Raw genomic sequence first — 14,233 nt, 5'->3', positions numbered from 1 at the left:
GTTTCAATGGGGAAAGGGGCGAAGGGGTTTGCCGGGGGGCGCCCCGCTTCGTACAGCGCAGGGCATGACCGTCATAACCCGTTTCGCCCCCTCGCCCACCGGCCGGCTGCACGTCGGCAACATCCGCACGGCGCTCCACAACTGGATGTTTGCGCGCGCGCAGGGCGGACGCTTCCTGCTGCGGATCGACGACACCGATGCGGCACGGAGCGAGGAGCGGTTCGTCGACGCGATCCGTAGCGATCTCGACTGGCTGGGGATGACGCCCGATGGCGAGGAACGCCAGTCGGCGCGGTTCGCGCTGTACGAGGGGCGGTTCGCGGCGCTGGTCGAAAGCGGCGATATCTATCCGGCGTATGAGAGCGCGCAGGAGCTCGACCTCAAGCGCAAGATTCAGGCGGGGCGCGGGTTGCCGCCGATCTATGATCGCGCGGCGCTGGCTCTCACCGACGCGCAGCGCGCGGTGTTCGAGCGCGACGGGGTGGCGCCGCACTGGCGATTCAAGCTCGATCACGACACGCCGATCGCGTGGACCGACCTGATCCGCGGCGAGCAGCATTTCGAGGCGCGGACGATGAGCGACCCGGTGATCCGGCGCGCGGACGGGTCGTGGCTGTACATGCTGCCGTCCGCGATCGACGATGCCGATATGGGCGTGACTCATGTCGTGCGCGGCGAGGATCATGTGTCGAACACCGCACTGCAGCTGCAGATGTTCGCAGCGCTCGGTGTGCCCGCGCCGCAGTTCGCGCACGAAGCGTTGCTGACCGGGGCGGAAGGGAAATTGTCCAAGCGGCTGGGCTCGCTCGGCGCGGATCATTTCCGCGAGGTAGGGATCGAGCCGCAGGCGGTGCGCGCGCTGCTCGCGCGGATCGGGACGAGCGATCCGGTCGAGCCGATCGCCGACGCCGCGCCGCTGATCGCGACGTTCGACTTCGCGCGGTTCGGCCGCGCGCCGGCGCGGTTCGACGAGGGGGAGCTGGCGCAGGTGAATGCGCGGATCCTGCATGCGCTGCCCTTTGCCGACGTCGCCGACCGCCTGCCCGCGGGGATGGGCGAGGCCGCATGGGAGGCGGTGCGCCCGAACCTGGTGACGCTCGCCGATGCCGCCGGCTGGTGGCAGGTGATCGAGGGGCCGGTCGCGGTCGAGCCCGTCGGCGGGGACGAGGATGCGGCGTATCTCGACCAGGCGCTGGCGGCCGCTGCGGCAATCGACTGGGCGGGCGACCCCTGGCACGCGCTGACGAGCCGGTTGAAGGCGGAGACCGGACGCAAGGGGAAGGCGCTGTTCCTGCCGCTGCGCCGTGCGCTGACCGGGCGCGATCACGGGCCCGACATGGCCGCGCTGCTGCCGCTGATCGGGCGCGAGCGGGCACTGGCGCGCCTCGCGGCGGCACGCGCCGGCTGAGGCTTGAACGAGCGGGCTGAAACCCCGCTGACCGCCCCTCATCCGACGGCGTGCAAAACGGTTCCGATCGTGCTTGCGCGGCGTATGTAATGATGTACCATTTCATGTGGCGGTATCGATCGCGCCGCCATCCTCGAGGAGATGCGAAGGAGACGGACGGATGTACGCGGACAGAATGAGCCGGACGGGCGGATTGAATCCCGGAAGCCTAGGCGTCGCTCTGGCGATCAACGGCGTGGTGATCGGGGCGTTGTTTTTTGCGGCACCGGAACTGGTGCCGTTCACGCCGCCCGACCCGCCACTCACAATCTATATTCCGCACACCCCGCCGCCGCCCACGCCGGTGCCGCCCGCCGATCCGCTGGTCCGCCAGCAGCCGCGCCCGGCGCCGCGGCCCGACGCGCCACTCCCGCAGGTCCCGACACCAACCACCGCGGGGTTCGAGGTCGTGCCCGACCCCCTGCCCCTCACCCCGCCGATCGACGTCGTCGGCACGGGCACGGGAAGTGTGGCGGTCGATCCGCCCAAGCCGTCGCCTCTATTCGTCCAGCCGGGTATCGACCCGCGCTATGCCGCGGATTTCCAGCCGGGTTATCCGTCCGAGGAACGCCGGGCCGGGCGTGAGGGGCGAGTCGTCCTGCGCGTGCTGATCGGCGCGGACGGGCGCGTGAAACAGGTCGAGCGGGTCACCGCCACGAGCGACGCCTTCTATCGCGCGACGCTGGACCGGGCGCTGACGAAGTGGCGGTTCAGGCCGGCGACGCGCGACGGGGTCGCGGTCGAGGCGTGGAAGACGATGAACCTGTCGTTCGTGCTGGAAAATTGAACCGCGGGCGACGACCCGCCGCAAGGATGGGCCTGCAGGTCGGCCCCCCGGGTCGTCGCCCAAGGTACTGGCCTTGGGGGGCCTGCATGCCTATCTTTGCGCGATGGGCTCTTTCAGTCGTTTCTCGCCGGTCCGCGCCTATCGCGACCTCCGCCTGTTCCTCCGGGGCCGGCAGCCGTACGAGCTCGGCTTTCTCGCGCTGGCGATGCTCGTCACGGGCTTCCTGATCTACGCCTTTTCGAAGGACAGCTATGCCGAGCGCGAATATCGGCCGAACATCGTCTATGTCGAGCAATGGCCCGCGGATCGCACCGATGCGCAGATCGTCGCCCAGCAGAAGATCGACGCGCCGATCAAGGCCGCGCGTCTGGCTGAGCAGAAGAAGCGCGAGGAGGAAACCCGCGCGTCGTTCAAGCGGATGGACGACAAGCTGAAGGCGCTGGGGATCTGAACATCGACCAGCCCGGCCGCGGTATTGGCGCGGCACTGGCGCTGGCGGCACGGGGACGCGGGCGTACGGCACCCAACCCTTGTGTCGGCTGCGTGATCGTCGCGGACGGGCGCGTCGTCGGGCGCGGCTGGACGCAAGCAGGCGGTCGGCCGCATGCCGAGGCGATGGCACTGACGCAGGCGGGCGTGAAGGCGCGGGGAGCCACGGCCTATGTGACGCTCGAGCCCTGTGCGCATGAATCACCGCGCGGGCCGGCGTGCAGCGATCTGCTGATCGCGGCCGGCGTGGCGCGGGTCGTCGCGGCGCTGGAGGATCCGGATCCCCGGACGGCGGGGCGCGGGTTCGCGCGGTTGCGCGACGCCGGGATCCACGTCGAAACGGGCGTGCGCGCCGCCGAGGCGCGACGGTCGATGGCGGGGTTCCTTACACGACTCGCCCGCGGCCGGCCGCATGTCACGCTGAAGCTCGCGACCTCGCTCGACGGCTGTATCGCGATGGCGGACGGGTCGAGCCGCTGGATCACCGGGCCACAGGCGCGCGCGCATGCGCATCTCGAACGCAGCCGGCACGAGGCGATCCTGGTCGGGCGCGGGACGTTCGAGGCGGATGCGCCGCGACTCGACGTGCGGCTTGCGGGACTGGAGTCGCAAGCACCGCGCCGCGTGCTGCTGTCGCGGACGGCGCCCGATGCGGACGCGGGGTGGCACGTCATCGCCGATCCGCAGGATATTGCGGCCCTGCCCGGCGACCATCTGCTGGTCGAGGGCGGCGCGGCCGTAGCGTCGGCGTTCCTTGCCGCGGATCTGGTTGACCGGCTGCTGCTGTACCGCGCGCCGATCCTGATCGGGAACGGCCGGCATTCCATTGGCGATATTGGTCTCGGCGATCTTTCCAGCGCGCATGGCCGCTGGTCGATCATCGATTCACGGCAACTTGGCAGCGACCGAGTCGAGGTCTACGAGCGCAAGCGAAACGAGGGATAATGTTTACCGGAATCGTCACCGACATCGGCAAAATCACCAGCGTGGCGCAGCAGGGCGACACGCGCGTGGTCATCGCGACCGCCTATGATCCCGCCACGATCGACCTGGGAGCGTCGATCGCGTGTTCGGGCGTGTGCCTGACCGTGGTCGACAAGTCCGCGGGCGGCGACGGACCGCACTGGTTCGCGGTCGACGTCTCGGGTGAGACGATCAGCCGCACCGCGCGCGACCAGTGGACGCAAGGTCGCCCGCTCAACCTCGAACGCGCGATGAAGCTCGGCGAGGAGCTGGGCGGGCATATCGTCACCGGCCATGTCGACGGGCTCGGCACGGTCGTGTCGGTGGTCGAGGAGGGCGGCTCGCATCGCGTCACCGTCCGCGCCGGCGCAGACATCGCGCCGTTCATCGCCGCCAAGGGATCGGTCACGATCGACGGCGTGTCGCTGACCGTCAACACCGTCCGCGACGTCGACGGCCCCGACGGGCAACGCGCGGTCGAGTTCGGGCTGAATATCATCCCGCATACCTGGGGCGTGACTACGCTCGGGACGATCGAGGCGGACCGGACGGTCAATATCGAGATCGACGTCCTTGCCCGCTATCTCCAACGGATGGAGCATTACCGTGTCAATGCCGGCTGAACGCAGCGCCGAACTCGGGCGCCTGAAGCATGGATATCTGTCGAGCCCCGAAGAGATCATCGACGAGGCGCGCAACGGCCGGATGTTCATCCTGGTCGATGACGAGGACCGCGAGAACGAGGGCGACCTGGTCATCCCCGCGCAGATGGCGACGCCCGAGAAGATCAACTTCATGGCGAAGTTCGGTCGCGGGCTGATCTGTCTCGCGCTGACCAAGACGCGGACCGAAGAGCTCGGACTCGAGCTGATGAGCCGCAACAACGGCACGCGGCACGAGACCGCGTTCACCGTGTCGATCGAGGCGCTCGAAGGCGTCACCACGGGGATCTCGGCGGCGGATCGCGCGCGTACGATCGCGGTGGCGATCGATGCGACCAAGCAGAAGGCGGACATCGTTACCCCCGGCCATGTATTCCCGCTGGTCGCGCGCGATGGCGGCGTGCTGATCCGCGCCGGCCATACCGAGGCGGCGGTCGACGTCGCGCGGCTTGCTGGATTGAACCCCTCGGGCGTGATCTGCGAGATCATGAACGAGGACGGGACGATGGCCCGGATGGACGACCTCGTCACCTTCGCGCAGTTCCACAATATCAAGATCGGCACGATCCGCGACCTGATCGCGTATCGCCGCCGCTACGACCATCTGGTCGAGAAGCGTGCCGAGGCCAGGTTCACGTCCGAATGGGGCGGCGACTGGACCGCGCTGACCTTCTGGAACAAGGCGACGGGCACCGAGCAGGTCGCGCTGGTCAAGGGCCGGATCGACCCCGCCAAGCCGACGCTCGTCCGGATGCATGCGCTGTCGCCGTTCGCCGACATCTTCGGCGAATCGGGCGATCGCGGCCGGATCCTGGCGCGGTCGATGCAGATGATCGCGGACGAGGGCGCGGGCGTGATCGTCGTCATCAACCGGCCGCGCGGCAACGCGTTCACCTCCGCCGTGCTGAAGAAGGCGGGCGCGGAGATCACCCCGGACATGGAGGAGCTGCGCGACTACGGCGTCGGCGCGATGATCCTGACCGAGCTCGGCGTCCATGACATGGTGCTGATCACCAACACCCACCACACGCTGGTCGGGCTCGACGGCTATGGCCTGTCGATTGTCGGCGAACGCCCGATCGCTCCCCTCGACACCGAAAAGGCTCCCAACTGATGGCGCATATCCTGATCGTCGAAGCGCGGTTCTACGACCATCTGAATGACCTGCTGATCGAGGGCGCGCGCGCGGCGATCGAGGCCGCGGGGCACAGCCACGAGACGATCACCGTCCCCGGCGCGCTCGAGGTCCCCGGCGCGATCGCGCTGGCGGCCGAGAGCGAGACCTATGACGGCTATGTCGCGCTGGGCGTCGTGATCCGCGGCGAAACCTATCATTTTGAGATCGTCGCTGGCGAGAGCGCGCGCGGGATCATGGCGCTGACGATGGACGGCCTGCCGATCGGCAACGGCATCCTGACCACCGAGAACGAGGCGCAGGCGCTCACCCGCGCCCGCCCGACCGAGGGCGACAAGGGCGGCGGCGCGGCGAAAGCAGCGCTGGCGATGCTGGCGCTGAAGGACCGCTTCGTCGCGTAGGATGCCTGGGCGTTCGAACGTCCGCCCTCATCCACCCACGATCGCCCTGGTCATTCCTCGGGAGTGTCGCGCAGGGCGGCCTCGACCTCTTCGGCAGTAATTCCGAACGCGGCGGCCAGCGCGGCGATCGACGCGCCGCGTGCGGCGAGCGTGCGGATGCGGGCGGGGTCGACGATCGTCGTATAGCCGCGGGTGTCGCGTTCGGTCTTCGTTTCCTCGCCGCTGCGCGCACGCGCGCCCGAGCGGCGGCGCTTGGCGATCTTGAGCGCTTCCTCGTCATTGGCAGGCGGTGCGTCGAGGCGCGCGCGGATCCGCTGCGCTTCCTCGACCCGGCGGGCTTCACGCGCACGTTCACGGTCCTGCGAGAGCGCATCGCGTTGCGCGGCGCGCGCTTCGGCGCGCTGATCGGTCGCGGCGAGGCGGTCCTGCGCGCGCTGTTCCCGCTCGCGGGCACGCTCTTCGGCGCGGCGGGCCGCGCGATCCGCGGTGCCGGGCAGCAACGGGCCGGGGCCGCGGTCGTTCAGCGGCCAGGCCGATGCGGGGCTGGATTTGGGGGGCGATTTCGGGGGCGATTTCGGCGGGCCCCAGCCGTCGGTCATGTCATGTCCTGTCGTCACCGGTGCGCCGCGCACGACGCGAAAGCCGCGCTGCTATGCGATGGCGTCACCGGTGACAATCAGGCGGTCGGCTTAGGCGGACACGGTTTCCAGCGCCGGATAGTCGATATAGCCCTCGGGGCCCTGGCTGTACCAGGTCTTCGGGTTATCCTGCGCCAGCGGTGCGCCGGTACGCAGGCGCTCGGGCAGGTCGGGGTTCGCAATGAACGTCCGCCCGAAACTGATCGCATCGGCATCGCCCTTGTCGAGCTCGGCCTGCGCCTTTTCGAGCGTGTCGTAATCCGAGTTCACGACCAGCACGCCCTTGAAGACCTTGCGGATTGCCGGGCTGAGCTTTGGCACGTCGGTCTTGCCGAAGGTGCCGTCGGGACCCGGCTCGCGCAGCTCGAGGAAGGCGATGCCGAGATCGGACAGCGCCTTGGCGGCGGCGGTGAACAGCGGCTCGGGGTTGCTGTCGTCGACGCCCTGCGAATCGCCATTGGGCGAGAGGCGGACACTGGTGCGATCGGCGCCGGCGACCGAGATCACACGCTCGGTGACTTCGCGAAGCAGGCGGATGCGGTTCTCGATGCTGCCACCATAGTCATCGGTGCGGCTGTTCGCGTTGTCGCGCAGGAACTGGTCGATCAGATAGCCGTTCGCGGCATGGATCTGGACGCCGTCGAACCCGGCTTCCAGCGCGTTCTTCGTCGCGAGCTCATAGTCGTTCAGCAGCCGCGGAATCTCGTTCAGCTCGAGCGGACGCGCGACCTCGAAATCCTTCTTGCCCTCGAACGTATGCGCCTGGCCTTCGGTCTTGGTCGCGGACGACGAGACGGGCTGGCCGCCGATCACCGACGAATGAACCTGGCGGCCCATATGCCAGAGCTGCGCGATGATGCGGCCGCCGGCGGCGTGCACGGCTGCGGTAACGGGCTTCCACGCCTCGACCTGCGCCTGCGTCCACAGGCCCGGCGCGAATGGCCAGCCCAGGCCTTCGCGGCTGATGCCGGTGGCTTCCGAGATGATCAGGCCGGCGCTGGCGCGCTGCGTGTAATAGTCGATCATGAGGTCGGACGGGACGGCGTCCTTGTCCGAACGCCCGCGGGTGAGCGGCGCCATGAGGATGCGGTTGGGCGCTTCGACGGCGCCGAGCGTGATGGGATCGAAAAGGCTTGGCATGGGGGCTCCTTAATGCCTGACGGGGGCAAGATAGGACGCTACAGCGCGGCATGCATCGCCCCGCCCCGCAAAGAATATCTAGCGTGCCCGAAACGCCGACGGCGACGACGACCGGTGCCCCCGGCACGCTCGCGTTCGGCGCGCTGCTGATCGCCAATGTCGCGCTCGCATTCGGGCCGTGGTTCGTCCGCGCGACCGAGGTCGGACCGGTCGCGGCAGGATTCTGGCGGCTGACGCTGGCGGTGCCGTTTCTCGTCCTGCTCGCAGCGCAGCAGGGCGCGCGACCGACGCGGCTCGGCCGCGGCGTCTGGATCGGGCTGATCGCGGGCGGCGTGTGCTTTGCCGCGGATCTCGGCAGCTGGCATCTCGGCATCCTGCGCACCACGCTCGCCAATGCGACGCTGTTCGGCAATGCGGCGACGCTAATGTTCCCGATCTACGGGTTCCTCGTTGCGCGGACCTGGCCGACGCGGACGCAGGGCTGGGCGCTGATGCTCGCCGCGGCGGGCGCGGCGCTGCTGCTCGGGCGCTCCTATCAGCTCGATGCGAAGAACCTGGCGGGTGATCTGCTCTGCATCCTCGCGGGGCTGCTCTACACGGTGTATTTCATCCTGATGGCGCGCGCGCGGACGACGCTCGCCCCCTTGTCCGCGCTGGTGCTGTCGACATTGGCGGGCATCGTGCCGTTGCTGGTGTTCGCCCTTGCGATGGGCGAGCGGATCGTGCCGGCGCAGTGGGGGCCGCTGATCGGGCTCGCGCTGTGCAGCCAGGTGCTGGGCCAGGGGTTGATGATCTATGCGCTCGGGCGGTTTTCGCCGCTGGTGATCGGCATCGCGCTGCTGATCCAGCCGGTCGTCGCAGGCACGGTCGGCTGGCTGGTCTATGGCGAGCGGCTTGGCCTGCCCGATCTGGTCGGCGTCGTCATGGTCGCGATCGCGCTGGTGCTGGTCCGCCGGACCCCGGCCGATCGCCCCCCTATTGAAGAGGCGCTCGACACGCCTGATCTTGGACGGCAGGAGACGGTATGACCCAAGACCTCACGCTCGATGAAATCCGTTCGCTGCTCGCCCCCGGCATCGCCGCCAATGCGGCGTTCGACGGGTGGAGCGACGCGGCGCGCGACATGGCGGCGGACGCGGCGGGCATCGACCGCGACGTCGCCGCGCTCGCCTTCGAAGAGGGACCGGTCGACATGATCGACGCCTGGTTCGCCGATATCGACGTCGCGATGCTCGAAAGCGTGCCGCCCGAACGGCTGTCGGCGATGAAGATCCGCGCCCGGATCGCCGCGCTAATCGAGGCCCGGCTGCAGGCGACCGCGGCCGACCGCGAATCGCTGCGCCGCGCGCTGGCGATCCTCGCCCTGCCGCAGAATCTGACCAAGGCGGGGCGGCTCGGCTGGCGGACGGTCGACACGATCTGGCGGGCCGCGGGCGACGTCGCGACCGATTACAATCATTATACCAAGCGGACGATCCTGCTCGGCGTCTATGCCGCGACGGTCACGGTCTTCCTCGACGACGACAGCGAGGGGTTTGCCGAGACGCGCGCGTTCCTCAGCCGGCGGATCGACGGCATCATGCGGTTCGAGACCGCAAAGTCGGGCTTTCTCAAGCGGACAGAGCATGGCTTCAGCCTGTCGCGGTTCGTCGGGCGGTTGCGCTATCCCGTGGCATGAGCGCGTTGCGGCACGTCGTCACGGGGCGACGGAATGCGCGCAATCTGCGTCAAGCACGTGTGCCGGGGCTTCCCTTGGCGATCCGTTACTGATAATCAGTCGCATCATGGACACTCGCCCCGATCGTTCCGTCAGTCTCGAAACGCTGCCCCGCAAGCAGCATGGCATCGTCGCTGCGATCGACTGGGCTCGACTGGCGGGCCCCGAGGCACGCCGGTTGCGCGAACTGGGCTTTGACGAGGGTGTCGATGTCGAGGTTCTTCACCGCGCGACGCTGGGCCAGGGTCCGATCGCCTGCCGGATCGGCCGGATGACCGTCGCATTGCGGCGTGCGGTCGCAGGTGCGATTCGCGTATCACCCACGCCAGCCGCCGCAGAATAATCAGCCTGACATTATGAACGCAGCACCGCTGGTCGCGCTGGTCGGCAATCCCAATGCCGGCAAGAGCGCGCTGTTTAATGCGCTGACGGGTGCGCGGCAGAAGGTCGGCAATTATCCAGGCGTGACGGTCGAGCGCAAGGCCGGACGGCTGACGCTCGATGACGGCCGCCCGGTCGAGCTGGTCGACCTTCCCGGCGCCTACAGCCTCGAGCCCTCCTCCCCCGATGAGCGCGTCACGCGCGACGTCGTCACCGGAACGCAGGACGGCGAACGCCTGCCCGACGCGCTGGTCGTGGTCGTCGATGCCGCCAATCTCGACAATCACCTGCGCTTCACGCTCCAGCTGATCGCGCTCGGCCTGCCCGTCGTGGTGGCGCTCAACATGGTCGATCTCGCCGAACGCGACGGGTTGAAACTCGATGCGGCGGTGCTTTCGCGAGAACTTGGCGTGCCGGTGATCCCGACCGTCGCGGTCCGCAAACGCGGGCTCGACGCGCTGCGTGCGATCCTGACGCAGACCGTCGTCAACGGTCCGATCCGGCTGCGCAAGTCGGACGGCAGTGTGCAGGACGACATCGTCACGCTGCAGCGGCGCGCGCGCGACATCGCGACGGCCGCCACGCTGTCCGAGACGCCGGTACGGCGCTGGACGCACATGCTCGACGGGGTCGCGCTGCATCCCATCGCCGGGCCCGTGCTACTGCTGGCGATCATGTTCCTGATGTTCCAGGCGGTCTTCAGCTGGGCGCAGCCGTTCATGGACCTGATCGACGGCGGCTTCACGGCGCTGCAGGCGTTCATCACGTCGGAGCTTCCCGATTCGCTGCTCCGGTCGCTGCTGGTCGACGGGGTGATCAAGGGCGTCGGCGCTGTGATCGTGTTCCTGCCGCAGATCCTGATCCTGTTCCTGTTCATCCTCGTGCTCGAGGCGAGCGGTTATATGGTCCGCGCGGCGTTCCTGATGGACCGCGTGATGGCGAGCGTCGGGCTGTCGGGGCGCGCGTTCATCCCGCTGCTGTCGAGTTTCGCCTGCGCGATCCCCGGGATCATGGCGACGCGGACGATCGACGACGAGAAGGACAGGCTGACGACGATCCTGATCGCGCCGCTGATGACCTGCTCCGCGCGGCTGCCGGTCTACACGCTGATCATCGGCGCATTCATTCCCAACACGCAGGTCCTGCCGTTCGTCGGCCTTCAGGGGCTGGTGATGCTCGGGCTGTACGTGATGGGCATCGTCGGTGCGTTCGTCGCCGCGCTGGTGCTGCGCCGGACGGTCACCAAGGGCGTGTCGTCGGGCTTCATGATGGAGATGCCGAAATATCAGTGGCCGCAGTGGCGCGACGTCGGCATCGGCCTGTGGAGCCGCGCGCAGATCTTCCTGAAGCGTGCGGGCGGCATCATCCTGGTGTCGACCGTGATCCTGTGGGTGATGCTGAGCTTTCCCAAGCCGCCTGAAGGCAGCAAGGTGTCGCCGGTCGATTATTCGGCGGCGGGACGGATCGCCAACGGCATTGCCCCGGTGTTCGCGCCGATCGGCTTCAACCGCGACATCGTGCTTGCACTGATCCCGGCGATGGCCGCGCGCGAGGTTGCGGTCGCGGCGATCGGCACGGTCTATGCGATCGACGATCCCGACAGCAACCAGGGCGGCAAGGCGATGGTCGAGAATCTGCGCGGCCGCTGGACCCTGCCGACCGCGCTCGCCTTCCTGATGTGGTTCGTATTCGCGCCGCAGTGCATCTCGACGATCGCCGTCACGCGTCGCGAGACGAACGGGTGGAAATGGCCGGCGTTCATGGTTGGCTATTTGTTCGCCGCCGCCTACATCATGGCCGGAATCACATATTGGCTGGCGGTGTTCGCCGGCCTCTGAGGGGCATCATGGCAGGCAGCGTCAACAAGGTCATCATCGTCGGCAATCTCGGCCGCGATCCCGAAAGCAAGCAGTTCCAGAACGGCGGCAAGGTCGTCAATCTGCGCATCGCGACGTCCGAGTCCTGGAAGGACAAGATGTCGGGCGAGCGCAAGGAAAAGACTGAATGGCATTCGGTTGCCATCTTCAACGAAGGCCTCGCCAACGTCGCGGAGAAGTATCTGCGCAAGGGCTCGAAGGTCTATATCGAGGGCGCACTCCAGACGCGCAAATGGCAGGACGCGCAGGGCCAGGACAAGTATTCGACCGAGATCGTGCTGCAGGGCTTCAACAGCGTGCTGACGATGCTCGACGGCCCGAATGGCGGCCAGGGCGGCGGCGCAGGCGGTGGCGGTGGTAGCCGCGGCGGCGGCGACGATTGGGCCGGCGGCGGCAACGACTTTGGCGGCGGCTCGTCAGGCGGCGGCGGTTACGGCGGCGGCGGCGGTGGTCGTTCGGCGCCGTCGGGCGGCGGCAGCGGTGGCGGCGCGCGCGGCGGCAGCTTTGGCCAGACCGGCGGGTTCTCGGACGATCTCGACGACGACGTGCCGTTCTAAGCATCGTGACGCCGCCCGTTTCGACTCCAGTAGCGCCGAGCGTGTACGACGAGGCGGCGCGATCACGCGTCATCTCGTCCTACGATGTCGCGGGCGCGCGCATGCAGGGTGAGCTGGACGACATCGTGTCGTTCGCAGCCCGGTTGTGCGATGCGCCGATCGCACTGCTGAGCCTGGTCGAGGAGGAATATCAGCGGTTCCTTTCACGCAGCGGCACCGATCTCGACCAGACGCCGCGGAGCCAGTCCTTCTGTGCGCATGCGATGCACCATCACGACGTGATGGAAGTGCCCGACGCGCAGGCCGATCCGCGGTTCGTGGACAACGCGCTCGTCACCGGTGCTCCGCATGTCCGCTTCTACGCGGGGGCGCCTCTGGTCTCGAGCGAAGGCGTGCCGCTCGGCGCGCTGTGCGTGCTGGCGACGACCTCGCGGGCGGGGCTTACGCCGTTCCAGCGTGACGGGCTGACACTGCTGGCCAAGGCGGCGATGGGGCGGCTCGACGATCGCCGGACCGCGCGCGAACAGGCCTTTGCCGAGGCGCGGGCGCGGCGCACGCTCGAGGCGAGCGATCTGCGGTTCCGGACGCTGGCCGATACGATGCCGCAGATGGTCTGGTCGACGCTGCCCGACGGCTTCCATGATTATTACAATGCGCGCTGGTACGAGTTTACCGGCACGACGCCCGGCACGACCGATGGCGAGGGCTGGAACGACGTGTTCCATCCCGAGGACCAGGACCGCGCCTGGACGATCTGGCGCCATTCGCTCGCGAGCGGCGAGCCCTATACGATCGAATATCGGTTGCGGCACCGGGACGGCACCTATCGCTGGGTGCTCGGCCGCGCTTTGCCGGTACGCGACGACCAGGGCGCGATCACGCGCTGGTTCGGGACCTGCACCGACATCCACGAGCAGAAGCTCGCCTATGAAGAGCGCGAGGTGATCAGCCAGGAGCTGAGCCACCGGATCAAGAACATCTTCGCCGTCATCGCCGGACTCATCGCCTTTTCCGCGCGCGGCAAACCCGAATTCGCCGGGATCGCGACCGACCTGCGCCACCGCATCACCGCGCTGGGCCGTGCACACGACTTCGTCCGCCCGCACAGCACCCAGTCGCGTCCGGAAGCCCCGCAGGACAGTCTGAAGGGCCTGCTGGGCGATTTGTTCGAACCCTATCGGCAAGACGGGACGGATCGTCTGGTCGTGATCGGCGACGATGTGCGGATCGACGATCGTTCCGCGACCCCGCTCGCCCTGCTGTTTCACGAGCTCGCGACGAACGCGACGAAATACGGCGCGCTGTCGACCGTCGATGGGCATGTCGCGCTGACGATCGGGCATGACGGGGACGGCGCCACGGGCACGGTGCGTCTGACCTGGCGCGAGCAGGGTGGCCCGCCGATCGCGCACCCGACGAGCCATAAGGGTTTTGGCAGTCAGCTGATCGAAATGAGTGCGGTTCGCCAGTTGGGCGGGACGGTGCGGCGCGATTGGCGTCCCGAGGGGCTGTGCGTCGAGATCGGGGTCCCCCTCCCCTCCTTCTGCCGCTGACCGCGCGGTCTCCCCGTCAGTTCCCGCGCCGTCGGATCTGGATCAGTTCGCTACCGCCGCGTAGCGCCTGACCCGTGGTCGCCAGTTCGGCGGCGGCGAGGATCGCGGCATCGTTGAACGGCTTGCGGATATAGCCGAGGCAATCGGCGTCGCCGATCTGGCTGGGATTGGCGGTGACGAAGACGACCTTCACGCCGTGATCGCGCGCAATCGTCTCCGCAATCGACGGACCGGTCGGACCGTCGCGCAGATTGACGTCGACAAAGGCGAAATCGCATCCGGCCGCGGCGATGAGCGCGGTTTCGCGGTCCGCCACGATCGCCACGACGTGATATCCCGCGTCGATCAGGATCCTTTCGAGATCCAGCGCGACGAAGATTTCATCTTCAACGATCATGGCGGTCTTGGTCATTGTCGTGGCAACCGTTGGCCGGGCTATCCGTTCCTTCGGTTTATTGATTTGAATCAAGAACGTGTAGCGAATTG

General features: G+C 68.0%; 16 protein-coding genes. 13 read left to right on the top strand and 3 right to left on the bottom strand.

The annotated features are described in order from the left end of the window. The first annotated feature begins 64 nt into the window (after nt 1–64). From SOM18_RS12870 to ribH, 7 genes are all read left to right on the top strand, one after another. Entirely contained in the window at nt 65–1,408 is a 1,344-nt protein-coding gene (locus SOM18_RS12870) for a glutamate--tRNA ligase (protein WP_320481799.1), read from the top strand. Between the two features lie 160 nt (nt 1,409–1,568). Further along, nucleotides 1,569–2,234 (top strand): energy transducer TonB, encoded by a 666-nt coding sequence (locus SOM18_RS12865; RefSeq protein ID WP_166746548.1) that lies wholly within the window; start codon nt 1,569–1,571, stop codon nt 2,232–2,234. A 73-nt stretch (nt 2,235–2,307) separates the two neighbouring features. Beyond that, nucleotides 2,308–2,685, top strand: a complete 378-nt coding sequence (locus tag SOM18_RS12860) for a hypothetical protein (RefSeq protein WP_236559206.1) — start codon at nt 2,308–2,310, stop codon at nt 2,683–2,685. Nucleotides 2,686–2,708: 23 nt separating this feature from the next. Beyond that, nucleotides 2,709–3,668 carry a bifunctional diaminohydroxyphosphoribosylaminopyrimidine deaminase/5-amino-6-(5-phosphoribosylamino)uracil reductase RibD gene (gene ribD, locus SOM18_RS12855; protein ID WP_320481917.1) on the top strand — a complete coding sequence of 320 codons (960 nt, stop codon included), beginning with the start codon at nt 2,709–2,711 and terminating at the stop codon, nt 3,666–3,668. Next, nucleotides 3,668–4,309: a riboflavin synthase gene (locus SOM18_RS12850; protein ID WP_031440488.1), complete on the top strand. Its 642-nt coding sequence runs from the start codon at nt 3,668–3,670 to the stop codon at nt 4,307–4,309. The genes ribD and SOM18_RS12850 overlap by 1 nt, the downstream gene beginning before the upstream one ends. Continuing rightward, the gene (gene ribB / locus SOM18_RS12845; protein ID WP_031440487.1) at nt 4,299–5,462 is read left to right on the top strand and encodes a 3,4-dihydroxy-2-butanone-4-phosphate synthase; all 1,164 of its coding nucleotides are present in this window, start codon (nt 4,299–4,301) and stop codon (nt 5,460–5,462) included. The genes SOM18_RS12850 and ribB overlap by 11 nt, the downstream gene beginning before the upstream one ends. Next, nucleotides 5,462–5,884 (top strand): 6,7-dimethyl-8-ribityllumazine synthase, encoded by a 423-nt coding sequence (ribH, locus tag SOM18_RS12840; RefSeq protein ID WP_031440486.1) that lies wholly within the window; start codon nt 5,462–5,464, stop codon nt 5,882–5,884. The genes ribB and ribH overlap by 1 nt, the downstream gene beginning before the upstream one ends. 50 nt (nt 5,885–5,934) lie before the next feature. On the opposite strand, the gene SOM18_RS12835 is transcribed toward ribH, so the two are convergent. Further along, nucleotides 5,935–6,483, bottom strand: coding sequence for a hypothetical protein (locus SOM18_RS12835; RefSeq protein WP_244650039.1), 549 nt, complete (start codon nt 6,481–6,483; stop codon nt 5,935–5,937). 90 nt (nt 6,484–6,573) lie between these two features. Beyond that, nucleotides 6,574–7,662 carry an alkene reductase gene (locus tag SOM18_RS12830; RefSeq protein ID WP_031439777.1) on the bottom strand — a complete coding sequence of 363 codons (1,089 nt, stop codon included), beginning with the start codon at nt 7,660–7,662 and terminating at the stop codon, nt 6,574–6,576. A gap of 50 nt (nt 7,663–7,712) precedes the next feature. Between SOM18_RS12830 and SOM18_RS12825 the strand changes: the two genes are divergently transcribed. From SOM18_RS12825 to SOM18_RS12800, 6 genes are all read left to right on the top strand, one after another. Further along, nucleotides 7,713–8,690 carry a DMT family transporter gene (locus tag SOM18_RS12825; protein WP_081874168.1) on the top strand — a complete coding sequence of 326 codons (978 nt, stop codon included), beginning with the start codon at nt 7,713–7,715 and terminating at the stop codon, nt 8,688–8,690. Continuing rightward, nucleotides 8,687–9,340, top strand: coding sequence for a COQ9 family protein (locus SOM18_RS12820; RefSeq protein WP_031439775.1), 654 nt, complete (start codon nt 8,687–8,689; stop codon nt 9,338–9,340). Before SOM18_RS12825 ends, SOM18_RS12820 begins: the two co-directional genes overlap by 4 nt. A gap of 106 nt (nt 9,341–9,446) precedes the next feature. Beyond that, a complete protein-coding gene (locus SOM18_RS12815; RefSeq protein ID WP_031394931.1) occupies nt 9,447–9,722 on the top strand; it encodes a FeoA family protein in 276 nt (91 codons plus the stop codon). Between the two features lie 13 nt (nt 9,723–9,735). After that, a complete protein-coding gene (gene feoB / locus SOM18_RS12810; protein ID WP_031439774.1) occupies nt 9,736–11,598 on the top strand; it encodes a ferrous iron transporter B in 1,863 nt (620 codons plus the stop codon). Nucleotides 11,599–11,606: 8 nt separating this feature from the next. Then, nucleotides 11,607–12,194 (top strand): single-stranded DNA-binding protein, encoded by a 588-nt coding sequence (gene ssb, locus SOM18_RS12805; RefSeq protein ID WP_192007870.1) that lies wholly within the window; start codon nt 11,607–11,609, stop codon nt 12,192–12,194. 101 nt (nt 12,195–12,295) lie between these two features. Next, nucleotides 12,296–13,747 carry a sensor histidine kinase gene (locus tag SOM18_RS12800; protein ID WP_081874124.1) on the top strand — a complete coding sequence of 484 codons (1,452 nt, stop codon included), beginning with the start codon at nt 12,296–12,298 and terminating at the stop codon, nt 13,745–13,747. 16 nt (nt 13,748–13,763) lie between these two features. On the opposite strand, the gene SOM18_RS12795 is transcribed toward SOM18_RS12800, so the two are convergent. After that, nucleotides 13,764–14,159 (bottom strand): response regulator, encoded by a 396-nt coding sequence (locus SOM18_RS12795; RefSeq protein ID WP_320481798.1) that lies wholly within the window; start codon nt 14,157–14,159, stop codon nt 13,764–13,766. Nucleotides 14,160–14,233: the final 74 nt, after the last annotated feature.

The sequence above is a fragment of the Sphingomonas sp. CFBP9019 genome, assembly GCF_034045155.1.
Lineage (GTDB): Bacteria > Pseudomonadota > Alphaproteobacteria > Sphingomonadales > Sphingomonadaceae > Sphingomonas > Sphingomonas aerolata.
The sequence above is the reverse complement of the archived record's forward strand: the minus strand, read 5'-3'. Positions and strand labels throughout refer to the sequence as shown.